Source organism: Burkholderia sp. LAS2, assembly GCF_018417615.1.
GTDB classification, from domain to species: domain Bacteria; phylum Pseudomonadota; class Gammaproteobacteria; order Burkholderiales; family Burkholderiaceae; genus Burkholderia; species Burkholderia sola.
The window spans coordinates 1,602,838-1,624,015 of the sequence record NZ_CP071053.1; the positions used below are offsets into that span (position 1 = coordinate 1,602,838).

Sequence of the window (21,178 nt, forward strand, 5' to 3'; positions counted from 1 at the left end):
CATGACACCCGACACGCCCCATCCGTCCGCGCCGCTGTGGCTGCTCGCGGAACTCACGTACCGCTGCCCGCTGCACTGCGCGTTCTGCTACAACCCGGTCGACTTCGCGACGCACGGCGCGGAACTCGACACCGACGCGTGGCGCACGGTCATCAGCGATGCGCGCGCGCTCGGCGCCGCGCAAATCGGCTTCTCGGGCGGCGAGCCGCTGCAGCGCGGCGACCTCGAGACGCTCGTCGCGCATGCGCGCGGGCTCGGCTTCTATACGAACCTGATCACGTCGGGCATCGGGCTGAACGTCGCGCGCATCGAGCGGCTCAAGGCCGCCGGGCTCGACCACATCCAGTTGTCGCTGCAGGATTCGACGCGCGAGCTGAACGATTTCCTGACCAGCACGCGCACGTTCGGACTGAAGCGCGACGTCGCGCGGCTGATCAAGGCGCACGGCTACCCGATGGTGCTCAACTGCGTGCTGCATCGCTACAACCTGCCGCACGTGGGGCAGATCATCGAGATGGCGCTCGATCTCGGCGCCGATTACCTGGAACTCGCGAACACGCAGTACTACGGCTGGGCGATGCTCAATCGCGACCAGTTGATGCCGACCGTCGAGCAGGTGCGCGAGGCCGAGGACACGGTCAACCGCTATCGGAAGCTGATCGGCGAGCGCTGCAAGATCCTGTTCGTCGTGCCCGACTATTTCGAGCGCCGCCCGAAGGCGTGCATGAACGGCTGGGGCTCGGTGTTCCTCGGCGTCGCGCCGGACGGCACCGCGCTGCCGTGCCATGCCGCGCGGTCGCTGCCGGGGCTTGCGCTGCCGAACGTGCGCGATCGCTCGCTGCGGGACATCTGGTACGACAGCGATGCGTTCAATGCATTTCGCGGCGACGACTGGATGCGCGAGCCGTGTCGCACGTGCGACGAGCGGCATGCGGATCACGGCGGTTGCCGGTGTCAGGCGTACCTGCTGGCCGGCGATCCGAAGGAAGCCGATCCGGTGTGTGCGAAGTCGGCTCATCACGGTCAGATCGAACAGGCCGTGCAGTTCGCGCGACGTCGCGCGCCGCGTGACGAGCAGCCGCTGGTTTTTCGCAGCAAGGAGAATTCGCTCGCGCAATGCAGCGCGGCGTGCGACGGCTGACGGCTGACGCGGCGCCGCCAGGACGACGGCAGGGGCGAACACGGCACCGCGCTCGTCGAACTGGAAACCGATGCGCGGGCCGAATCGTCGCCGCGCATGTCATGACTGGCACCGGCTATCCGCGCCTCGATGCCGCGGCGCGCGATGTGATGCTCGCGAGCCGCTGCGCTGCGCATGGAGAAAACGGCGCGCCTGCGCCGATGCGGGCGCGCGCGCCGATCCCGTTCAATCCCGATGAATGACCGGGCACGTTGGCGACATCACCCGTCGTCCGCCTTCGCCTGCAAACCCTTCAGCCCCTGAATCACGACCAGCAGCGCGCGCCCGTGCTCGTCCGACCCGTCCCACGCGTCGACGATCGCGTCGCGCAGCAGGTCGTTGTACCGGCGCCGTGACGGCTCGGTATCGACGCCATAGAAACTGCATAGCTTGTTGAATGGCGCGCTGCGGCGCAGCCGGCGCCCGTTCGACAGCCGAAGGCGCGACACGGTTGGCTGGCTGACCCCGGAAAGTCGCGCAATTTCGCTGGACGAGCGTGTGTCTGCCATCAAGCGGCGCAACAGGTCTTGAACGGGAAAATCTTGGTCCGGGGCTTCCATGCGATGCATTATACCTATACAGTTACGGCTGTTGAATGGGCTTGCTGTCAGCAGCGAGGCTGTATCCCCGAGAAAGTTGATGACACTGAAACACCTCCCACCCACGTTCTGCTGGACCAAGATCGGCGCCGAGTCCGGCGAGGAATTGCCGACCGTCGTGCTCCGCAAGGAATGGGAGCGCCGGCTCGGCGGCGGGCGTTTTCTGTGGGGCATCAACCAGCCGCTCGGCAGCAGCGCGCAAGTCGCCGCGCATCGCACGGGTTCGCTGCTCGCATTGTTTTCGCCGGTCGCGTCGCGTCCGCGCGCGGGCGAGCGCAAGGACGCGCTGCTGTGGAATGCGTGGGTCGACGCAAGCGGTCAGGTGCGGCCGTTGCCGCCGCACACGTTCATCGCCAGCCGCTCGACGTTGCCGTCGGGCCGGCGTCGCGAGCAGCATTACGCGCTCGTGTGCGCGTCGTCCACCGCGCTGACGGTCGGTACGCAGTTGCGCGTGTTTCCCGACCATCTGCGCAGCGTGAGCACGGGCAGGCCGCTGGGCGCCGCGCAGGGCGCGGCCGTGGTTGACTGCATCGGGCGTGCGAAGGAGCAGACGGGCAAGAGCTATCCGCTCGCGCTGTCGGTCGAGCTCGAGGCACCGTATTTCGTGCGGCTCGCGCAGCCATGCGTGCTGAAGGCGCGCGATCTCGCGGAAGTGAACAAGGCCACGCGCGCGGGCGATTTCGATCGCTTCGTCGAGCTGGTCGCGCGCTTGCGCGGCCGTTCGCCGACCGACGCCGTGCGCGGCGTCACGCGCGATCTGTTCGACGTGCCGCCGCTCGAAACGGCGGCCGCGTACGTGGCGCCCACGCATGTCGCGCGCCTGCGCAACCGGCCGGCGGCCGAGCATCCGCGCGATCTCACCGGCGATCTGTTCGACCTGTCGCCGGGCGAGGCGGCCGCGTTCGCCGGGCTCGCGCATCCGCGCATCGGGCGCGCGTGACGCCGGGCGCGACGCCGTTCGCGCAAGAATTTGTTGCAATCTCGCCGTAGCGGATCGACGAGCGCGGAGCGACAATCGGCACGAAGCGCGCGGTGCGGCGGCCGATGCGTCGACACGCGACGGGTCGTGGTTCACGTCGCCGACATGCGTACCACGCACACTGGGCGTCGGCGTGCTTCACACTGCAATCCTGACGGAGGAGTGTCGATGTCGACCCACATCTGTTCGCCGGAAGCCCGGGCCGCACAACGCTTCGTCGAAGCGACGCGCAACGTCGATCAGGCGTTTCGCGCGGTGCGCGGCGAAAGCGACGACGACGGCTCGTCGGCCGAATACGCACGCGCGATGTCGCGTCTCGATCGCGCGCTCGACGAGCTGGCGCGTGCGCAGGAATTCTTCGATCGCGTCGTCGGCGCGGACACCACGCACGGCAACTGACGGCTTCGTCGTTTCTCTTTTTCGTGCGTCAGCCCGCGCGCGTCATACCCGGTGCAGGCGGCGCGGCACGGTACGCATAGCCGCGATGCTGGAACGACGTCGCGAAGAACCGCATCTGGTAGCGGATCGCATTCGCCCAGTAGTCCCACGTATGGCCGCCCGGCCGCTCCGCATAGTCGTGCGGCACGCCGAGCGCGACGAGCCGTTCGTGCAGCGTGCGGTTCGAGTCGACGAATGCGTCGTCGCGGCCGCAATCGATCGTCAGGTCGAGATGGGCGCGCACGAATGCCCGCGCGTTTTCGACGATCACGTTTCGGTTCCAGAACGACGGATGGCGATCGGGATCGCCGAACACGTGTGCGATCCCCGGCTCGTCCGTGCAGCAGCGCGGATCGACCGCGCCGCTGATGCTGCCCACCGCGCCGAACGTGTCGGGCCGGTCGAGCGCGATGCGCAGGGCGCCGAAGCCGCCCATGCTGAGCCCGGTGATCGCGCGCGCGTGCTGGGCGGCGATCGTGCGGAAATGCAGGTCGACATAGGACACGACTTCATCGCCGACGAAGGTCTCGTAGCGGCTGCCCGAATCGAACGGGCTGTCGATGTACCAGCTTTCATGTCCGCCGTCGGGCATCACGAGGATCACGCGATAGCGGTCGGCCAGCGCGGCGATGTGCGTGTTCGACGTCCAGTCGGTATGGTCGCCGCCCGAGCCGTGCAGCAGATAGACGACGGGGTAGCGCTCGCCGTGGTTGTCGCGTGCGTAATCGTCGGGCAGCACGATGGTGGCCTTCAGCGTTTCGCTCATCGCGGCGCTTGGAATCGCGACGACCCGCGCATGAAAGGCGAACGCAGGGCTCGTGACGGCGAGCAGCAGTAGCAGCCAGAAAGTACGTGCCAGGTTCATCGATCCTTGCATGTGTCGTTCCAGTCCGGGGCGGGAGGCCGGGAAAACCCTGTTGCGACGACTTTAGCAATCGCGCCTTTCAACCATATTTCGGCGAACCCTACGGGTTGTCAGGCGGACGATTTGCATAGGATGCGCGCCGTAGCCGAGCAGGTCGGAGCAAAGATGCGGGCCGTGCCAGCCGTGCACGTCGAACGTGCCGATGAAACCGTGAATGGAGACGACGGGCGCGGGCGCGATCATGCGGCCGCCGCTGCAGGCAGGGGCGGCAATTCGAGTTCCGCGAGCAGTTCGTCGAGTTCGAGCACGTGCGTGCGGTCGTGATCGAGCAGTTCGCGCACGAGTTCGTCGAGCGACATGCGGCGGATGCCGTCGCGCAGCCCGCACCGTTGGAGTTGCGCTGGCTCCAGCGCGGCCGCGGTGGCGCACAGCGCGGCGCGGCCACTGCCGAATGCCGCGACGGCGAGATCGAGCGGCTGCGCGAGATAGTCGCGTTGCGCGGCGAGCGCGGTGCCGTCGACGGATTCGATCGCGGGAAGCTCGGCCGTGCGCACGGCGTCGATGCGCGCGGCGAACACCGCATCGAGATCGCGCAGGTGGCACGCATGTTCGACCAGCGAGAAGCCGGTGCCGGCCGGGCGGCGCGTGGCCAGCGCGGCCGGTACGTGCGCGGCGTAAGCGGCGAGCCGGGCCGGCATGCGCGCCAGCGCGGCGACGATGTCGGCGAACGGCAGCCGGTGCGGGGATGCGCTGAACACCGCGCCATAGCTGAACAGCGCACCGCCGAGCCGCCCGCGCGCCTGCACGACCTCGTGGCCGTGGCGGCGCATGACGTCGGCGACCATCGCGCCGCAGAATTGGCGGGCCGTCGTGTCGGCTTCGATTTCGGGGAATTTGTGCGCGATCTCGTCCTGGATCGCGCCGATCGCGGCGACGCCGACGCGCGACAGCGCCGCGAACTCGAGATAGCGCTCGGGCTGTTCGATCAGCGCTTCGAGCTGGGCGCCGAGCGCGGTCAAGCGGAAACGGTCGAAACGGGAATGCATGACGAAGCCCCGGTCAGTAACGTGTCAAAACGATACGTTAATGACCGGGGCTTCGTCAACCGGCTCATTTGGGTACAGGCGGGCTGCGCCCACACCGCCCGCTTGCCCCGCTCAGCGCTTCTGCCGCGCGTCCATTTCCGCGACGATGCGCGCTTCCTGCTCCTGAAGCTCGGGCGTAAACGCGTCGCCGAATTCCTCGAGTTCGTACAGCGGGCGGATCTCGATGTCCGAGTCGCCGGGCATCGGGTTCGGGCAGCGCTTCACCCATTCGACGGCTTCCTCCATCGATTTCACCTGCCACAGCCAGTAGCCGGCGACGAGCTCCTTCGTTTCGGAGAACGGGCCGTCGACGACCGTGCGGTTCTTGCCGGAAAAGTGCACGCGCTTGCCGCGGCTGCTCGGGTGCAACCCGTCGGCGGCGAGCAGGATGCCGGCTTTCACGAGTGCCTCGTTGAACTGGCCCATCGCGGCCAGCATGTCGGTGTCGGGCAGCCGACCGGATTCGGAATCGGCGGTGGCTTTGACGATGACCATGACGCGCATTGTCGTCTCTCCTTGAAAAGGAACAGGGCGCTTGCCGACGGTGCGACGGCAAAACGATCGGTTACGACAACACGACGCGCGACGGCGACGCGAATCGACATCGCGGGCGAGAAATTTTCACGCGCGATGGAGTCGGTGCGCCGCGCGGCCGCTGTCACGGAGCGCATCGGCAAAACTGGTATGCTGGTCCGCATCACGTGTACGCGGAGGGCGCCATGGCTGCTAAGGAAGTCTCGAAGAAGAAGTATCTGAAAATCCTGAACAAACGCCTGCGCGCGGAGCCGGCGGCCCCGGCCGGCGCGTCGTTCGTCTTTTTCCCGCTGGGCGCGAAGGCGAAGCACGCGACGGGCGTCGTGTCCGGCGACACGCGCAGCAAGCGCGAGTTGGCCGTGATGGCCGCGGTCCAGCGCAAGGCGGCCGAAGAGTTCGTCGTCGCCGACGCCTGACGGGCGCCGCTGTACGCGTGCCGGATGACCGCCGCCGCGGCTTACGCGGCGGCGGCCTCGCACTGGACGATCGCGCGGCGAGCACGCGCGGAATGTCATGCGCGATCGCCGCGCCGTGCATCGGCAGGATGAGGTCGAGATCGAGGAGCACCTGGATTCGGCTCGAAACGGCCTGAAAACCCACCCGGCGATCAGGACGCCTCGTCCGCCGCCGGTGCCGGATACCGGCCGCTGCCGCCCGCGTCGTCGCCTGCCGCCAGTTGCTCCAGCGCGAGCCCCTTCGTCTCGATCCCGAGCGTCCACACGGCGATGGCCGCCGCGATGAACGACAGCGCGCCAAGCGTGAACACGCCGCCCTGGCCGAACACCGGCAACACCACGCCGACCACGTAAGGCCCGATCAGCGAGCCGATCCGGCCGATCGCCGACGCGAAGCCCGAACCCGTCGCGCGGGCGCCGGTGCCGTACAGCTCGGGCGTGTACGTGTACAGCGCCGCCCACATCCCGAACAGGAAGAACTGCATCGCGAGGCCCGTGACGATCAGCAGCGTCGTGCTGCCGCCGTACAGCGCGCTCTGGCCGTACGCGTACGCCATCGCGCCGCCGCCGATCAGCGACGCGATGCAGGTCGGCTTGCGGCCCCAACGCTCGACGAGCCACGCGGCGCACAGGAAGCCCGGCACGCCGCCGAGCGAGATCAGCACCGTGTAGAACACCGATTTCGTGACTTCGAAGCCGGCCTGCTGCAGCAGCGCGCCGAGCCACGACGTGAGGCCGTAGAAGCCGAGCAGCGCGAAGAACCACAGCAGCCACACCATCACCGTGCGGCGGCGGTACACGCCGCTCCAGATCTCGCGCAGCGCGCCGTGGCCGCGCGCGGCGGCCGGCTCGGCGAGCCGCGACGGCGGCGGCAGCGTCGTGACGCCGGCAGAGCGCATCACCTTCGCCTCGATCGTCTGCATCACCGTGTCGGCTTGCGCGTGCCGGCCCGCATGTTCGAGCCAGCGCGGCGATTCCGGCACGATGCGGCGCACGACCAGCACGAACACGGCCGGAATCGCGAGCAGCGCGAACACGGTGCGCCAGCCGAATTGCGGCAGCACGAAATACGCGACGATGCCGGCCGTGATGAAGCCGAGCGGCCAGAAGCCGTCCATCAGCGCGATCAGGCGGCCGCGCTTCTCGGTCGGCACGAATTCGGACAGCAGCGTCTGCGCGACCGGAAACTCCATCCCCATCCCGATGCCGAGCAGCACGCGGTAGACGATCAGCGCGTCGACGCTCTGCGCGGTCGAGCACAGGTACGACGCGGCGCCCCACAGCACCATGCTCCACTGGAACACGGGCCGGCGGCCGAAGCGGTCGGCGAGCAGGCCGGCCACGGCCGCGCCAAGCACCATCCCGAAGAAGCTCGCGCTCGCGACGAGGCCGGCGGCGGCCGTCGACAGCCCGAACTCCTTGCGGATCGAGCCGAGCACGAACGTCATCGTGCCGAGATCGACCGAGTCGAAGAAGAACGCGATCGCGATGATGAAGAAGATGCGCTTGTGATAGCCGGAGAACGGCAGGCGTTCGAGCCGGGCGGCGGCGGAGGCGGGAGCGGTGGCGGTGGGCATGGCGTCCTCTGAAATGAAAAAGGGGCCGCGCAGCGCATGCTCGACGGCCCCGATGCTTCGTATTCAGTAGACGCGACCACAAACTGCCGCATCGGAGGAAAAGCGCCGCCTGCTTGCCCAAATGCGTCATCGTCGGGCGGCGCGCGCGACGCTCGCCGGCGTCAATTCTTCAGTTTGTAGCCGGTGCGGAACATCCACGCGACGATCGCGAGCAGGATCACGAGGAACAGCGCGGTCGCGGCGAGGCTGATCCACACGTGCACGTCGGCGATCCCGTAGAACGACCAGCGAAAGCCGCTGATCAGGTAGACGATCGGATTGAACAGTGTGACGACGCGCCATGCGGGCGGCAGCATGTCGACCGAGTAGAAGCTGCCGCCGAGGAACGTGAGCGGCGTGATGATCAGCAGCGGCACGAGCTGCAGCTTCTCGAAGCTGTCGGCCCAGATGCCGATCACGAAGCCGAACAGGCTGAACGTGACAGCCGTCAGCACCAGGAACAGCACCATCCAGACCGGATGCAGGATGTGCAGCGGCACGAACAGGCCGGCCGTGGCGAGGATGATCACGCCGAGCAGGATCGACTTCGACGCGGCCGCGCCGACGTACGCGATCACGATCTCCCAATACGACACGGGCGCGGACAGGATCTCGTAGATCGTGCCGGTGAAGCGCGGGAAGTAGATGCCGAACGACGCATTCGAGATGCTCTGCGACAGCAGCGACAGCATCACGAGGCCCGGCACGATGAACGACCCGTAGCCGATGCCGTTCACGTCGCTGATGCGTGAGCCGATCGCGGAGCCGAACACGACGAAATACAGCGACGTCGAGATCACCGGCGCGATGATGCTCTGCATCAGCGTGCGGCGCGTGCGAGCCATTTCTGCGCGGTAGATCGCGCGGATTCCATGCCAGTTCATACGTCAGGCTCCTTGCACGCCGTTGCGGCGGTTGTCGATCAGGCTGACGAAAATGTCCTCGAGCGAGCTCTGCGTCGTGTGCAGGTCGCGAAAGCCGATGCCGGCCGAGCCGAGCGCGTTGATCAGCTTCGCGATGCTCGCGTCGTCGCGCTGCGAGTCGTACGTATAGACGAGCGCGGCGCCGTCTTCCGCGCGTTCGAGCCCGAACGGCGCGAGCGCGGGCGGCACGTCCGCGAGCGGCTGCTCGAGCTGCACGGTGAGCTGTTTCTTGCCGAGCTTGCGCATCAGTTCGCGCTTTTCCTCGACGAGCACGAGCTCGCCGCCGAGGATGATGCCGATCCGGTCGGCCATTTCCTCCGCTTCCTCGATGTAGTGCGTGGTCAGCAGGATCGTCACGCCGCTTTCGCGCAGCGAATCGACGAGCTTCCACATGTCGCGGCGCAGCTCGACGTCGACGCCGGCCGTCGGTTCGTCGAGGAACAGGATGCGCGGCTCGTGCGACAGCGCCTTCGCGATCATCACGCGGCGCTTCATGCCACCCGACAGCGTCATCAGCTTGTTGTCGCGCTTGTCCCACAGCGACAGCGCCTTCAGCGTCTTCTCGATGTACGCGGGATCGGGCGCCTTGCCGAACAGGCCGCGGCTGAACGACACGGTGGCCCAGACGGATTCGAACGCGTCGGTGGTCAGCTCCTGCGGCACGAGGCCGATCATTTCGCGGGCCGCGCGGTATTGATCGCGGATGTCGTGGCCGCCGACCGTCACGCGGCCTTCGGTCGGCGTGACGATGCCGCAGATCGAGCCGATCAGCGTCGTCTTGCCGGCGCCGTTCGGCCCGAGCAGCGCGAAGATCTCGCCGGGGCGGATGTCGAGGGTCACGTGCTTCAGCGCCTGGAAGCCGGACGCGTAAGTCTTGGAGAGGTCGGAGACGGAAAGGATCGGTTGCATGCTCACGGATGGCACGGCCGGCCGGCGCGACGGCCGGCGCCGCGCGTGCCCGGCGCCGCCGCCGCTGCGAAGCGGCCGGGACCGGGGACGGCATGGCGAACGGGCGTCATGTCGAACGGCAGGGTAGTGCGGGATCGCGGGACCGCCATATTAGCAATCGGCAGATCGAAATGCATTCTGATGGAAAGGCCGGGTCGTGCCGGTGCCGAATTTGGGTGGATTGCGGTGATATTGCTCAATGATTCGGTGTTTTATTTGAGTGGCGCGAACAATTCCGGTCGTTTTCCGTCAATCGGCCCGCGCTCGCGTGGCCACCCGGCCGGCTGGCCGACTGTGCCGCCCGCCGGCCCTCGCGCCGTACCGGGACGACACGCGTGGCGCTCGCGATAATGCGTTCCTTTCCCGGCGATACGGAGCGGCGCGCATGTCTTTGATCGATTTGAAATCCGTGGCAAACGCGCAGGCCTGCGCATGGCAATCCACGATCGTCGGCGAAGTGGGTCCGGCCCGGATCAAGGTGCTGCGCATGGATGCCCAGCCTTACGAAGCGGAAGTGCACGACTACAACGAGGGGCTGCTGGTGCTCGACGGCACGTTGATGCTCGAGGTCGAAGCGGAAACGGTCGTGGTCGGCGCCGGGCAGATGTATCTCGCGCGCGCCGGCACGCGCCACGCGGTGCTGCCCGGCAGCCACGGCACGCTCGCGATCATCGACGTGTGAGGGTGCGCCGCAGCATGCGTGCTGGCCGCGGAAGGCCGGCCGGCTTGGCCCGGCACGGATTCGCAGGGCCGTTCAAACGCGTGTTCCACGCGGCGTTTATTTGTCTGAGCAAATAAAATGAAGGCCGTTTGAAAATCTGTTAAATACCGTATAAACGCTAGGATCGCGCGGCGTCCGTCGTTTGGAACTCTGCATCCATTTACTTGCGGGAATGGTCCGATCATAGTCTCGACACACGACGCATCACGAAAACGAATCAAGCGTACGTATGGAGACCAACATCATGAGACGCCTATCCGCCGGGCCGGCGGGACTGCCGCTTCCCGATTTTTCGCTGAATGCAGGCGCGACGCAGGTCGCATGCCTGCGCCGTCACCTCGCCGTGTAGCGGCAGGCCGTAGCGGCGAGCCGTAGAGGCAAGCCACTTTCCGTTTCGATCGTTCCGACGGCGCCGTGCCGCATGACGGCGCCGCGGGAGCGCGTTTGTCCGCCGCCGCGTGTGCCGCCTATGCCCGACCGGTTCGCGGCGGTCCCGCGTGCAGCGTCATGCGCCGCGCATTCGTGCGGCGGCGCGATACCAACCGGCAGGCCATGCAGCCCGGCCGGACGAGACTTGTCGTACCTGAAAAGGAGGGGTTGATGATTTGCATTCCTGAATGGCGGAAGGCGATCCTGTCGTGCGCGGTGCTGGTGCTGCCGTTCGTCGCCGGTTGCGGCGGCGGCGACGATCCGGGGCCGATCACCGTGCCGCAGTGCTCGGGCAGCGCATGCGGGCCGAGCGGCGCCGAAACGACGCCGCCCGTCGTGACGAAGCTGTGTCCGGACGCGCTCGATTACACGACGACGTATACGGGCGGCGCCGGCAGCGGCGAATACGTGAAGGTGAAGTTCGACACGACGAAGCTGACTTACCAGATGCAATTCATCGACTCGTCGGTGCCGACCTCGGCAGGGCAGATCAACGACACGCGCGCGGGCCTGACGATCAGCGGCGCGTTCCATCATCCGACCAACCTCCCGACGGCCGAGCAGAATCGTTGCGCGTTCGTGCTCGACAGCGGCGCGACGAGCGACGGCGCATATTCGGTGACGATCAATCGCGCCGATCCGCCGATGCTGTTCGTCGGCAACGGCGTGGTCGGCGGCGGCATTCCGGGCGCGACGATCGCGTTCCAGGGCATCGAACTCGCGCCGGGCTTCTTCCTCGGCTCGGTGCCGTCGCGCACGTTCGACTTCTATCCGTTCATCGGCTTTACCGACACCGAAACGGACTTCACGAAGGTGGCCGGCGTGTACAACGAAGTCGGCATTCATCTGTCGCCGACCGGCACCACCTATCAGACCACCACGCCGCAAGGCTGGCAGCCGGACGTCGTGAACTGGAACCAGACGCTCAATGCGGACGGCTCCTGCACGATCACGCAAGGCAGCGACTACTCGTGTCAGACGACCGGTTCGCCGTGGACCTTGCGCAAGAATGCGGACGGTACGCCTGACAACGTATTCGTCAGCCATGCGCAATCGGGGCAGGCCTATCCGTCGGCAGGCCAGGGACAGCCGCTCGTGATCCTCGTACCGAGCCAGGCGCACGGCGTGATGATCGTCGGCAAGCTGAACGGTGCGCTGGTGCCGGTCGTGATCCGCGTCGGGTATGCGTTTGCCGCACCGGGCAATCCGCTGGGCTCGGTGGCCGATGCGGAGGTCGGCATCTCGATGCTCGCGCCCGCCAAAGCCGTCGCGCCCAACGTGCTGAAGGGCGGGTTCATCGGGGCGACGAGCGCATCCGCATGCGGCGTGGTGACCAACAACGGGCCGTCGGGCAGCGCGGCAGGCCAGGGCCCGAGCTTCAATCCGTTCGTTCCGCATCCGGACCTGCCCGGCACGTTCAACACGACTTTCAATTACTTCACGCCGTCTGCCGGCAACTGCAGCGACGGCACCGCCGTGTCGACCATCGCGGCGAACTACACGTCGACGCTGTTCCAGGGCAATACCGCGGCGTTCATCGATCCGCAAACGTCGTCGCCGACCGCGCAGTTCGGGCTCGACTACACGCAGGCATCGCCCGGCAAGGTCAAGGTCACGGCCAACAGCGACTTCAACGCGAAGGGCGCGGCCGGCAACGTGGCGATCTTCAAGAAGGGCGATACGGGGTGGATCGTGACGGCCGGGAATGTCTACGCGATGGTCGTCAACAACAGCCAGGTCAACCCGTTCTTCACAGTCGGCGCGTTCGTCCAGTAACCCGGCATCGAACACGTCACACCGGCGGCGCATGCGCTGCCGCCGGTGAATCGAATTTCAAGAGGATTCCTATGAATTTTAAGCATTGGATGGCCGCGGCATCGGTCGCACCCGTGCTGGCCGCATGCGGCGGCGACGGCGACCCGCCGCCCGCGCCGGTGGTCCGGCTGTGCCCGCAGACGATCGACTACAACACGGTGTTCGTCGGAGGCTCCGGGTCGGGCGAGCTCGTGAAGGTGCAGCTCGACACGACGAAGATGACGTACCGGATGACCTACCTCGCGTCGCCGGTGCCGACCACCGCGGGCACCGTGCAGCCGACGCGCGACACCGCGCCCGCGAACGTGGTCGACGGCACGCTGGCCGACGAAACGGGGCTGCCCACGGTGAAGCTGAACCAGTGCACGTTCCGGATGCAGAACGCGAGCCTCGACCCGAGCCGGCCCGCGCGGCTGTTTCTCGGCGAAGGCGTGCTGGGCGGCGCGATCCCCGGCGCGACGATCCAGTTCGACGGCGTGATCGGCGTCGGCAAGATCCCGAAGACGACATTCCCGTACTACCCGTTCATCAGCTTCTCGTCGCTCGAAACCGACCTGACGAAGATCGCCGGCACGTACAACCAGCTCGGCTATCACCAGGTGCCGTCGCAGAACTTCCAGCCGGTGGCGCTCGACCAGAAGGTGACGATCAACGCGGACGGCAGCTATACGGAAACCGACAACTTCGGCAAGAAGAACGGCGGGCAGCCGCTGGCGTCGAGCGCGACCGTGAACCAGCCGTTCACGCTGCGCCCGGATGCGCCGGCATTCCAGTCGCTCAACTACCAGCCGCAGATTCCGCCGACGCTCGCGGCGCTCGATCCGGCGAAGGCCGGCAAGGGGATCCTGATCGTCGGCAAGCTGCGCAACCAGCTCGTGCCGATCTTCATCCGCACCGGCGCCGCGAATGCGGACCTCACGCAAGGGGCGCCGAGCGCGGACGACGAATCGGGCATCTCGTTCCTGAGCCCGCAGACGGCGGTCTCCCAGGGCTCGCAGAACGGCGAGTACACGGGCGTCGACAGCGCGTTCAACTACCGCGCGACCGCGCTCGTCGGCGCGCAGGCCACGCTGCTCGATCCGTTCAATGCGTCGCAGGCCGCGCTCACGCGCGCGCTGAACCTCGACTACACGCAGACAGTGCCGGGCGTCGTGACGACCGTGCACGCGGACGCGGCGTCGGGGCCGGCGACCGGCAAGTTCGTGTTCACCGGCGGCGTGTTCGGGTTCCTCGACATGGCCGATACGAGCAATCCGTACTTCACGGTCGGCGCGTTCGTGCAGTGACCGCGTGTGGATGGAGACACGGCGGCGCCGCGCGCGAATGCGCGGCGCCCCGACAGAATGAGGGGGAGACTTCATGAAGAAGCTGATTGTCGCGGGTGTCGTCGCAGGCGTGTCGACGCTCGCATCGGCCCAGCAGGCGGGCGACAACGTCGCGACGCTGGGCTGGCTGCACATCATGCCGCAGGATTCGACCAACGGGCTGACGACGAATCTTGCAAGCATGCCGATCAACGGGCCGCTGCGCCTGCCCGGTTCGTTCACGTCGCCGGGCACGAGCCTGACGGTCAACAACGCCGACACGGTCGGCCTCACACTCACGCACTTCTTCACCGATCACATCGCGGTGACGTCGGTGCTCGGCGTGCCGCCGGAATTCACGCTGACCGGACACGGCGTGATCAGGCCGCCCGGCCCGGCCGGCGCGCTCGGCAACGTCGACATGGACAAGTCGGCGAACCAGCCGGCCGTGAAGAACGCGCGGCAGTGGAGCCCGACGGTCATTCTGCAGTACTACTTCAATTCGCCGACGGCGAAGTTCCGTCCGTTCGTCGGGATCGGCGTGGCCTACAGCTGGTTCAGCAACATCGAACTGAACGGCAACTTCGCGAAGGACATCAACGAGAACCTCGGCAGCGTGCTCGCGGCGGGCGCCGGCAAGCCGGGCGCGACGTCGGTCGAGGGCAAGGCGTCGTCGTCGTTCACGCCGGTCTACAACGTCGGCGCGAGCTATGCGATCGACAAGCACTGGGGGCTCACGGCGACGCTGACGTACATGCCGCTGAAGACCTACTCGTCGCTGGTGATCAAGGCGGCCGACGGTTCGACGCTCGCGACCACGCGCACGCGACTGAAGGCCGACCCGTTGATCACGTTCGTCGGGATTTCCTACAAGTTCTGAGCCGACCGGCGCGCATGACGCGTGCCGGCGGCTTCCTGCGACCGGCTGGCCGGAGGGTTCCGGCCGGAAGATCGCGTTCCTGGCGGCGTGCCGCCATTTGTGAAGAGAGGGGGCAGTTCAAATGAGCATTCGCAAAATCGTATCGCTTGTTGCTGCAGTGGCTTTCACCGCGGTTTCGGCCGCGCCTGCTTTCGCGGTCACCGTTTCGCGCGCGGACGGTCAGCCGATGAACCCGAACGGCGAGCCGTTCTCCGCATCGGGTCTCACGAACCTGAGCAAGGGGTCGATCACGGCGGCCTGTACCGCGACCTTCAACGGCACGATCACGTCGACCGGCATCGTCAACATCACGTCGACGACGTTCACGGGCGGCGCGACGTGCTCGCTGATCAGCGGCAGCGCGAGCAGCACGTCGCCGTGGACCGGGCAGGCCGACAGCACGACGCAGCTGTCGATCAACAACGTGAAGGTGAACGTTACGCTGCTCGGCGCGTGCGGGCCAAGCAAGGTCGTGACGGCGTGGAGCGATGCGAACTCGTCGCTGACATTCAACAACGCGACGCTGACGCCGGACTGCACGGTGGGCGGCACGGTGCTGACGTCGCCGAAGTTCCACGTGCAGTAAGCGTCGCGCGATCGAAGCGGAACCCGCCGCGCGCGAGGGCCGTGCGGCAAGCGCGGCGGGTTTTCGCGGCTTCGATGCTTCGACGGGGTCGAGCCGTCGCGCGTATCGGCGCGGCGGCCGGTTGACCGCCCGTGTCGCGATCCGGCACGGGCGGCGTGGCAGGGCGGCGTCGCGTACTGCGCCGCCCGATTCGATTGAAACAAAACCAGGTCAATTAGCCAGAACCATCCCGGACGCCCCATGCTTACCGATCCAGCAAAGTATGGCGACGCCCGTGGCGCGACGCCCGACCGGCTGCGCACGGCCGCGTGGCTGCAGTACCTGATCGAACATCTCGACGGGGCGGCTTGCGCCGGCGACCCGGTTGTCGTCCCGTCGCACGCGATACATGTGGGCGCTGGCGCGAGCCTGTCCCGCGAAGCGAGGGCCGTGCTTCACCGGCTGGTCCCGTGGATCGCGACGGACGGCAGCGGCTGCGCGTGCGATCCGGCCGATTCGCCCGGCGCATGCTCGCACGTGCCTTCCGCGCAGCAACTCGCGCAGGCCGAACGTTGCTGTCCGGGCTCGCGTGCCGTATTCGACACCGCGCACGGCGTGATCGATGCGTGCGCATTCGATGATCCCGAACTCGGCTGGGCCGCGCTCGAACGGATTGCCGGCGGCGTCGAACGCAGCGGCGACGACGCGGGCGCATGCATCGCGAACGAACACGACGGGCCGCGCGAGACGCCGCCTGCGAAGAACCTGAGAGAAAATCCGACGGCGGTCGCGACAACGGACACGGAAACGCCGGCCCGTCCCGGCGCCGTGATCGACGCGATCGTGCTGCGCGCCTGTGGCCCGCGCGACGACGCCGCGCGTATCGACGAGATGGCTGCGCTCGCGACGTTCTCCGCGGAGCTTGCGGCTGGCCACGGCGTTTCCGTTCAGGCGTACGGCGGTCAGCACAATCTCGTCGCGCGCGCGATCCGCGCGCATCGCGCCGATCTCGCATCGACGGACGGGCTGCTTGCCGCGCTCGCCGTGTGCCGGCTCGATCGGCTCGTCGGTGCGGGCAGCTTCTGGGCCTATTACCTGTTGGCGGGCATCGCGATCGCCGCACCGGATACGGTGCGGGAAATCGGCCGCAGGTTTCATGGCGACATCTGGCAGACGTGTGTCGACCACGTGCTCGCGTGGCCGGCGGTCAGCCGCTTCGGGCCGACGGAGGATGCCGCGTTCGAGCGCCTGCGTGACGCGATGAGCCTGACGTCGCGCTGGAACCCGATCGTCCGCGCCAAGCGGATGCGGACGCGGAGCGTGTCGGCTGCCCGGCCGCGCAGCGCAAACGAGCCGGCCCAATGAAACGCGGCTCGCGGCGAGAACGCCGCGCGCCGCAGGAGTGGTATCGCGGCGCCCGGTGCGGGCGGCCGCCTTCGTCAGACCGTCTCGGGCTGCCGCACGGCCTTCGCGACGTTGCGCGCCGGTGCGCCGTTCGCGACGAAGTACGGCACGTCGACACGCGCGAGCGGCGTGCGGCCGCGGATCTTGTCGGCGATCTTCTCGGCGATCATGATCGTCGGCGCGTTCAGGTTGCCGGTCGTGATGATCGGCATGATCGACGCATCGACGACACGCAGCCCGTCGAGCCCGTGCACGCGGCCTTCCTCGTCGACCACCGCCATGTCGTCGTAACCCATCTTGCACGAGCACGACGGATGGAACGCGGTTTCCGCGCGGGCGCGCACGAACGCGTCGAGTTCCTTGTCGCTCTTGCAATCGGCGCCCGGATTCAGCTCGCGGCCGCGATAGCGATCGAGCGCCGGCTGCCGCATGATCTCGCGCGTCGCGCGGATCGCATCGCGGAACTCGCGCCAGTCGAGCGCTTCGGCCATGTAGTTGAACAGGATGCTCGGATGGTCGTTCGGGTCGCGCGAGCGCAGCTTCACGCGGCCGCGGCTCGGCGAGCGCATCGAGCCGACGTGCGCCTGGAAGCCGTGCATCTCGATCGCGTTCGAGCCGTTGTAGTTGATCGCCACCGGCAGGAAGTGATACTGGATGTTCGGCCACAGGTCGTCGTCGCGCGTGCGGATGAAGCCGCCCGCTTCGAAGTGGTTGCTCGCGCCGAGGCCCGTGCCGTTCAGCATCCATTCGAGGCCGATCTTCGGCTGGTTCCACCACTTGAGCGCCGGGTACAGCGACACCGGCTCCTTGCACTCGTACTGGATGTACATCTCCAGGTGGTCCTGCAGGTTCTGGCCGACGCCGGGCAGGTCTAGCACGACCGGAATGTCGAGTGTCTTCAGCCATGCGCCGGGGCCGACGCCCGAGCGCTGCAGCAGTTGCGGCGACGCGATCGCGCCGCTGCACACGAGCACTTCGCGGCGCGCATGCGCGGTCGCGCGCTCGCTGCCGCGCAGGTACGTGACGCCCGACGCGCGCTTGCCGTCGAACAGGATGCGATCGGCGAGCGCGTGCGTGACGATCTCGAGGTTCGGCCGCACCTTCGCCTGGTCGAGGTAGCCGCGCGCGGTGCTCGCACGGCGGCCCTTCGGCGTGACGGTGCGATCCATCGGGCCGAAGCCTTCCTGCTGATAGCCGTTCAGGTCGTCGGTGCGCGGATAGCCGGCCTGCACGCCCGCGTCGACCATCGCCTCGAACAGCGGGTTCGCGCCCGGCTTGCTGGTCGTGACCGACACGGGGCCGCTGCCGCCGTGATAGTCGTTCGGGCCGACGTCGCGCGTCTCGGCTTTCTTGAAGTACGGCAGGCAGTCGAGATACGTCCAGTTCTCGAGGCCCTTGTGCGTCGACCAGTTGTCGTAGTCGAGCGCGTTGCCGCGGATGTAGCACATCCCGTTGATCAGCGACGAGCCGCCGAGCCCCTTGCCGCGCCCGCACTCCATCCGGCGGTTGTCCATGTGCGGCTCGGGATCGGTTTCGTACGCCCAGTTGTAGCGGCGGCCCTGCAGCGGATAGGCGAGGGCGGCCGGCATCTGCGTGCGGAAGTCGAAGCGGTAGTCGGGACCGCCCGCTTCGAGCAGCAGCACCGTGACGTCCGGATCTTCCGTCAGGCGTGTTGCGAGCACGTTGCCCGCGGAACCCGCGCCGCAGATGATGTAATCGTATTCGCGTGTCGTCATGACGGATCTCCTTGTCTTAGAACACCGGGTTGTAGCGGCCGAGCTCGACCTGCACCGACTTGATTCGAGTGTAGTGCTCGAGCGTCGTGATGCCGTTCTCGCGCCCGACACCGGATTGCTTGTATCCGCCAACCGGCATTTCGGCCGGCGATTCGCCCCACGTGTTGATCCAGCAGATGCCGGCTTCGAGGCGATGGATCGTGCGGTGCGCGCGCGACAGGTTCTCGGTCACGACGCCGGCCGCGAGCCCGTAGTGCGTGTCGTTCGCACGCGCGATCACTTCGTCCTCCGATTCGAAATCGAGGATGCTCATCACCGGCCCGAAGATTTCCTCGCGCACGATCTTCATGTCGTCGCGGCAATCGCCGAACACGGTCGGCGCGACGTACTGACCGTTCGCGAAGTGGCCGTCGGTCAGGCGCGTGCCGCCCGCGAGCAGCTTCGCGCCTTCGGCCTTGCCGCTCTCGATGAAGCCGAGCACCTTGTCGAGTTGCGCGGCGGAGACGAGCGGGCCGAAGTTGGTGTCGGCATCGGTCGGCTTGCCGACGCGGATGCGCTTCACGCGTTCGAGCACCTTCTGCGTGAACATGTCCTTGATCGAGCGGTGCACGAACACGCGCGTGCCGTTCGTGCAGACCTGGCCCGAGCTGAAGAAGTTGGCGGTGACCGCGATGTCGGCCGCGCGATCGAGATCCGCATCGTCGAACACGATCAGCGGCGACTTGCCGCCGAGTTCCATCGTCACTTCCTTCAGCGACGACGCGCCGGCGAGCGACATCACCTTCTTGCCGGTTTCGACGCCGCCGGTGAACGACACCTTCGCGATGTCCGGATGGCCGGTGAGCAGCGCGCCGACCGAGCCGTCGCCCTGCACGACGTTGAACACGCCGGCCGGCACGCCGGCTTCCGTATAGATTTCCGCGAGCTTGAGCGCGGTCAGCGGCGTGACTTCGCTCGGCTTGAACACCATCGCGTTGCCGGCCGCGAGTGCGGGCGCGGTCTTCCAGCACGCGATCTGGATCGGGTAGTTCCACGCGCCGATGCCCGCGCACACGCCGAGCGGCTCGCGGCGCGTGTAGACGAACGACTCGGCACGCAGCGGCACCTGCAGCCCTTCGATCGCAGTCGCGAGGCCCGCGTAGTACTCGATCACGTCCGCGCCGGTGACGATGTCGACCGCGAGCGTCTCGCCGATCGGCTTGCCGGTGTCGCGCGTTTCGATCGCTGCGAGTTCGTCGTTGCGCTCGCGCAGCAGGTCGACCGCGCGACGCAGGATGCGCGAGCGCTGCATCGCGGTCATCGCGGCCCATTCGCGCTGGCCTTCCTGCGCGGACGCAACGGCGCGGTCGACGTCGGCCGCGCTCGCCTGCTGCACCTGCGCAAGCAGTTCGCCGGTGGCCGGATCGAAGGTGTCGAAAGTCTTGCCGCTGGTGGCGTCGACGTAACCGCCGCCGATGTAGAGGCGCTGCAAACCGTATACGGACATGAGGATCTCCTTGAGGGCGACTGCATCGCGCGTCAGTCGGACGCGAGCAGCAGGTCGATGTAATCGTGGGCGAGCTTCAAAGCAGCTCGGGTGTCGATCGGGCCGCCGGCGAGTGCGCCGCGCAGCCACAGGCCGTCGATCAGCGCGGCGAGGCCGCTGGCGGCTTCGCGCGCCTTCGCGAGCGGCAACGCCTTCGCGAATTCGGCGCACAGGTTCGAATGCAGGCGCCGCGTGTTCACGTGCTGCAGGCGCTTGAGCATCGGGTCGTGCATGCTCTGCGACCAGAACGCGAGCCACGTCTTCATCACGGGCGCGCTGACCTGCGTGACGTCGAAGTTCGCGGCGACGACCGCGCGCAACCGCGAACGCGGGTCTTTTCGTGCGGCGACGCGGCGGCGCGTGGTGGCCGACCACAGGTCGCGCAGTACGTGCCGCATCGTCGCTTCGAGCAGGCCGTCCTTGTCGCCGAAGTAATGGCTGACGATGCCCGTCGAGATGTTCGCGCGTTGCGCGACCGATGCGAGCGTCGTGCCGGGCAGGCCCGCTTCGTCGATCGAGCGCAGCGTGGCGTCGATCAACTGCGCGCGGCGTATCTCCCGCATTCCGACTTTTGGCATCGCGACTCCCTTCGCCCGGGCGGGCCGTCCATGGAAGTCGAGAGCTTAGCGGTTTTTTATTGATCGTTCAATCAACAAAAAATCGGGGCCGAACGGCGGGCTGCGTTCCAAACGGGAAGGATCGCCGCCGCCGGAGCCGTGTGCAGGTGCGGAAAAACGAGTTGAAAGAAGGTTAATTAAGTTTGAATCTGTTTAAAACGATTCGTGAAAACATGATGCAATTCGGAGGACCGTTTCCATGCTCGATTTCATTACAAATGGAAAGAATGTCGAAATCTGAAAAATTATTCACGATATGAAATCGTAAAATCGGATGGTGAAGGTGGGTGGTTTTGCGGAAACCGTTTTAATCCGCCGATTTAAACTTCATAACTCATTGATATTAATGAATAAGTATGTTTTTTTTTAACGCTGAGGAGGATTGCTCGCAAACGATTGCCATCGTCTTTTTTGAGATTCTGCATACCATAGAAATCGACAAATAAATTTGAATCTGGCGGATTTCCGGGCCGAGTAGAGGGATTTTTGGAATGACTTGAGTGAGCAATATCGACCGTATT

At 66.7% G+C, this 21,178-nt stretch carries 20 protein-coding genes and 1 pseudogene; 10 read left to right on the forward strand and 11 right to left on the reverse strand.

Features of this window, described 5'->3' with window-relative positions:
* Position 1 precedes the first annotated feature (1 nt).
* Entirely contained in the window at positions 2–1,141 is a 1,140-nt protein-coding gene (gene pqqE / locus JYG37_RS27560; protein ID WP_124638880.1) for a pyrroloquinoline quinone biosynthesis protein PqqE, read from the forward strand.
* A gap of 260 nt (positions 1,142–1,401) precedes the next feature.
* On the opposite strand, the gene JYG37_RS27565 is transcribed toward pqqE, so the two are convergent.
* Positions 1,402–1,740, reverse strand: a complete 339-nt coding sequence (locus JYG37_RS27565) for a helix-turn-helix domain-containing protein (RefSeq protein WP_050012264.1) — start codon at positions 1,738–1,740, stop codon at positions 1,402–1,404.
* Between the two features lie 79 nt (positions 1,741–1,819).
* On the opposite strand from JYG37_RS27565, the gene JYG37_RS27570 reads away from it, so the two are divergent.
* Together JYG37_RS27570 and JYG37_RS27575 are read left to right on the forward strand one after the other, a co-directional pair.
* Positions 1,820–2,719: a hypothetical protein gene (locus JYG37_RS27570; RefSeq protein ID WP_050012265.1), complete on the forward strand. Its 900-nt coding sequence runs from the start codon at positions 1,820–1,822 to the stop codon at positions 2,717–2,719.
* 207 nt (positions 2,720–2,926) lie between these two features.
* Positions 2,927–3,157: a hypothetical protein gene (locus JYG37_RS27575; protein WP_050012266.1), complete on the forward strand. Its 231-nt coding sequence runs from the start codon at positions 2,927–2,929 to the stop codon at positions 3,155–3,157.
* A gap of 28 nt (positions 3,158–3,185) precedes the next feature.
* Here JYG37_RS27575 and JYG37_RS27580 read toward each other — a convergent pair whose 3' ends face one another.
* The 4 genes and pseudogenes from JYG37_RS27580 to JYG37_RS27590 all read right to left on the reverse strand — a co-directional run bounded on the left by JYG37_RS27580 (position 3,186) and on the right by JYG37_RS27590 (position 5,650).
* The gene (locus JYG37_RS27580) at positions 3,186–4,061 is read right to left on the reverse strand and encodes an alpha/beta hydrolase (protein ID WP_176016393.1); all 876 of its coding nucleotides are present in this window, start codon (positions 4,059–4,061) and stop codon (positions 3,186–3,188) included.
* A gap of 132 nt (positions 4,062–4,193) precedes the next feature.
* Positions 4,194–4,304, reverse strand: a pseudogene (locus JYG37_RS35095) (alpha/beta fold hydrolase); the annotation flags it as partial.
* On the reverse strand, positions 4,301–5,107 hold the full coding sequence (locus JYG37_RS27585) for a DinB family protein (protein WP_089489646.1): 807 nt from the start codon (positions 5,105–5,107) through the stop codon (positions 4,301–4,303). The pseudogene JYG37_RS35095 and the gene JYG37_RS27585, both read right to left, overlap by 4 nt.
* 111 nt (positions 5,108–5,218) lie before the next feature.
* Complete coding sequence (locus JYG37_RS27590) at positions 5,219–5,650, reverse strand: YciI family protein (RefSeq protein ID WP_089489645.1); 432 nt, start codon at positions 5,648–5,650, stop codon at positions 5,219–5,221.
* Positions 5,651–5,865: 215 nt separating this feature from the next.
* Here JYG37_RS27590 and JYG37_RS27595 point away from each other — a divergent pair, with 215 nt between their 5' ends.
* Positions 5,866–6,096, forward strand: coding sequence for a hypothetical protein (locus JYG37_RS27595; protein WP_050012270.1), 231 nt, complete (start codon positions 5,866–5,868; stop codon positions 6,094–6,096).
* Between the two features lie 191 nt (positions 6,097–6,287).
* Here the strand turns inward: JYG37_RS27595 and JYG37_RS27600 are convergent, their stop codons facing one another.
* The 3 genes from JYG37_RS27600 to JYG37_RS27610 form a co-directional block, all read right to left on the reverse strand.
* Entirely contained in the window at positions 6,288–7,712 is a 1,425-nt protein-coding gene (locus tag JYG37_RS27600) for an MFS transporter (protein WP_124631572.1), read from the reverse strand.
* 161 nt (positions 7,713–7,873) lie between these two features.
* Positions 7,874–8,635: an ABC transporter permease gene (locus JYG37_RS27605; protein WP_050012272.1), complete on the reverse strand. Its 762-nt coding sequence runs from the start codon at positions 8,633–8,635 to the stop codon at positions 7,874–7,876.
* A 3-nt stretch (positions 8,636–8,638) separates the two neighbouring features.
* Positions 8,639–9,583, reverse strand: coding sequence for an ABC transporter ATP-binding protein (locus JYG37_RS27610; protein ID WP_050012273.1), 945 nt, complete (start codon positions 9,581–9,583; stop codon positions 8,639–8,641).
* 424 nt (positions 9,584–10,007) lie between these two features.
* Between JYG37_RS27610 and JYG37_RS27615 the strand changes: the two genes are divergently transcribed.
* The 6 genes from JYG37_RS27615 (at position 10,008) to JYG37_RS27640 (ending at position 16,740) form a co-directional block, all read left to right on the forward strand.
* The gene (locus tag JYG37_RS27615; RefSeq protein ID WP_050012274.1) at positions 10,008–10,304 is read left to right on the forward strand and encodes a cupin domain-containing protein; all 297 of its coding nucleotides are present in this window, start codon (positions 10,008–10,010) and stop codon (positions 10,302–10,304) included.
* A gap of 639 nt (positions 10,305–10,943) precedes the next feature.
* On the forward strand, positions 10,944–12,548 hold the full coding sequence (locus JYG37_RS27620; protein WP_050012275.1) for a DUF2957 domain-containing protein: 1,605 nt from the start codon (positions 10,944–10,946) through the stop codon (positions 12,546–12,548).
* A gap of 71 nt (positions 12,549–12,619) precedes the next feature.
* Positions 12,620–13,873, forward strand: a complete 1,254-nt coding sequence (locus JYG37_RS27625) for a DUF2957 domain-containing protein (protein WP_124555524.1) — start codon at positions 12,620–12,622, stop codon at positions 13,871–13,873.
* A gap of 73 nt (positions 13,874–13,946) precedes the next feature.
* Positions 13,947–14,771 (forward strand): OmpW/AlkL family protein, encoded by an 825-nt coding sequence (locus tag JYG37_RS27630; protein WP_050012277.1) that lies wholly within the window; start codon positions 13,947–13,949, stop codon positions 14,769–14,771.
* Between the two features lie 121 nt (positions 14,772–14,892).
* Positions 14,893–15,396: a PraA/PraB family alkane oxidation protein activator gene (locus JYG37_RS27635; RefSeq protein ID WP_050012278.1), complete on the forward strand. Its 504-nt coding sequence runs from the start codon at positions 14,893–14,895 to the stop codon at positions 15,394–15,396.
* Between the two features lie 240 nt (positions 15,397–15,636).
* Positions 15,637–16,740, forward strand: coding sequence for a hypothetical protein (locus tag JYG37_RS27640; protein WP_050012279.1), 1,104 nt, complete (start codon positions 15,637–15,639; stop codon positions 16,738–16,740).
* A 74-nt stretch (positions 16,741–16,814) separates the two neighbouring features.
* On the opposite strand, the gene betA is transcribed toward JYG37_RS27640, so the two are convergent.
* Genes betA through betI form a run of 3 tightly spaced genes read right to left on the reverse strand, consistent with a single transcriptional unit; the run spans position 16,815 to position 20,618 of the window.
* The gene (gene betA / locus JYG37_RS27645) at positions 16,815–18,515 is read right to left on the reverse strand and encodes a choline dehydrogenase (RefSeq protein ID WP_124680256.1); all 1,701 of its coding nucleotides are present in this window, start codon (positions 18,513–18,515) and stop codon (positions 16,815–16,817) included.
* Positions 18,516–18,531: 16 nt separating this feature from the next.
* Positions 18,532–20,001 carry a betaine-aldehyde dehydrogenase gene (gene betB / locus JYG37_RS27650; RefSeq protein WP_050012281.1) on the reverse strand — a complete coding sequence of 490 codons (1,470 nt, stop codon included), beginning with the start codon at positions 19,999–20,001 and terminating at the stop codon, positions 18,532–18,534.
* 32 nt (positions 20,002–20,033) lie between these two features.
* Positions 20,034–20,618: a transcriptional regulator BetI gene (gene betI, locus JYG37_RS27655; RefSeq protein ID WP_050012282.1), complete on the reverse strand. Its 585-nt coding sequence runs from the start codon at positions 20,616–20,618 to the stop codon at positions 20,034–20,036.
* Between the last annotated feature and the right edge of the window lie 560 nt (positions 20,619–21,178).

Excerpts from the sequence above, each read along its gene's own strand:
- pqqE (WP_124638880.1), top strand. The coding sequence starts at position 2 with ATGACACCCGACACGCCCCATCCGTCCGCGCCGCTGTGGCTGCTCGCG.
- JYG37_RS27565 (WP_050012264.1), bottom strand. The coding sequence starts at position 1,740 with ATGGAAGCCCCGGACCAAGATTTTCCCGTTCAAGACCTGTTGCGCCGC.
- JYG37_RS27570 (WP_050012265.1), top strand. The coding sequence starts at position 1,820 with ATGACACTGAAACACCTCCCACCCACGTTCTGCTGGACCAAGATCGGC.
- JYG37_RS27575 (WP_050012266.1), top strand. The coding sequence starts at position 2,927 with ATGTCGACCCACATCTGTTCGCCGGAAGCCCGGGCCGCACAACGCTTC.
- JYG37_RS27580 (WP_176016393.1), bottom strand. The coding sequence starts at position 4,061 with ATGAACCTGGCACGTACTTTCTGGCTGCTACTGCTGCTCGCCGTCACG.
- JYG37_RS27585 (WP_089489646.1), bottom strand. The coding sequence starts at position 5,107 with ATGCATTCCCGTTTCGACCGTTTCCGCTTGACCGCGCTCGGCGCCCAG.
- JYG37_RS27590 (WP_089489645.1), bottom strand. The coding sequence starts at position 5,650 with ATGCGCGTCATGGTCATCGTCAAAGCCACCGCCGATTCCGAATCCGGT.
- JYG37_RS27595 (WP_050012270.1), top strand. The coding sequence starts at position 5,866 with ATGGCTGCTAAGGAAGTCTCGAAGAAGAAGTATCTGAAAATCCTGAAC.
- JYG37_RS27600 (WP_124631572.1), bottom strand. The coding sequence starts at position 7,712 with ATGCCCACCGCCACCGCTCCCGCCTCCGCCGCCGCCCGGCTCGAACGC.
- JYG37_RS27605 (WP_050012272.1), bottom strand. The coding sequence starts at position 8,635 with ATGAACTGGCATGGAATCCGCGCGATCTACCGCGCAGAAATGGCTCGC.
- JYG37_RS27610 (WP_050012273.1), bottom strand. The coding sequence starts at position 9,583 with ATGCAACCGATCCTTTCCGTCTCCGACCTCTCCAAGACTTACGCGTCC.
- JYG37_RS27615 (WP_050012274.1), top strand. The coding sequence starts at position 10,008 with ATGTCTTTGATCGATTTGAAATCCGTGGCAAACGCGCAGGCCTGCGCA.
- JYG37_RS27620 (WP_050012275.1), top strand. The coding sequence starts at position 10,944 with ATGATTTGCATTCCTGAATGGCGGAAGGCGATCCTGTCGTGCGCGGTG.
- JYG37_RS27625 (WP_124555524.1), top strand. The coding sequence starts at position 12,620 with ATGAATTTTAAGCATTGGATGGCCGCGGCATCGGTCGCACCCGTGCTG.
- JYG37_RS27630 (WP_050012277.1), top strand. The coding sequence starts at position 13,947 with ATGAAGAAGCTGATTGTCGCGGGTGTCGTCGCAGGCGTGTCGACGCTC.
- JYG37_RS27635 (WP_050012278.1), top strand. The coding sequence starts at position 14,893 with ATGAGCATTCGCAAAATCGTATCGCTTGTTGCTGCAGTGGCTTTCACC.
- JYG37_RS27640 (WP_050012279.1), top strand. The coding sequence starts at position 15,637 with ATGCTTACCGATCCAGCAAAGTATGGCGACGCCCGTGGCGCGACGCCC.
- betA (WP_124680256.1), bottom strand. The coding sequence starts at position 18,515 with ATGACGACACGCGAATACGATTACATCATCTGCGGCGCGGGTTCCGCG.
- betB (WP_050012281.1), bottom strand. The coding sequence starts at position 20,001 with ATGTCCGTATACGGTTTGCAGCGCCTCTACATCGGCGGCGGTTACGTC.
- betI (WP_050012282.1), bottom strand. The coding sequence starts at position 20,618 with ATGCCAAAAGTCGGAATGCGGGAGATACGCCGCGCGCAGTTGATCGAC.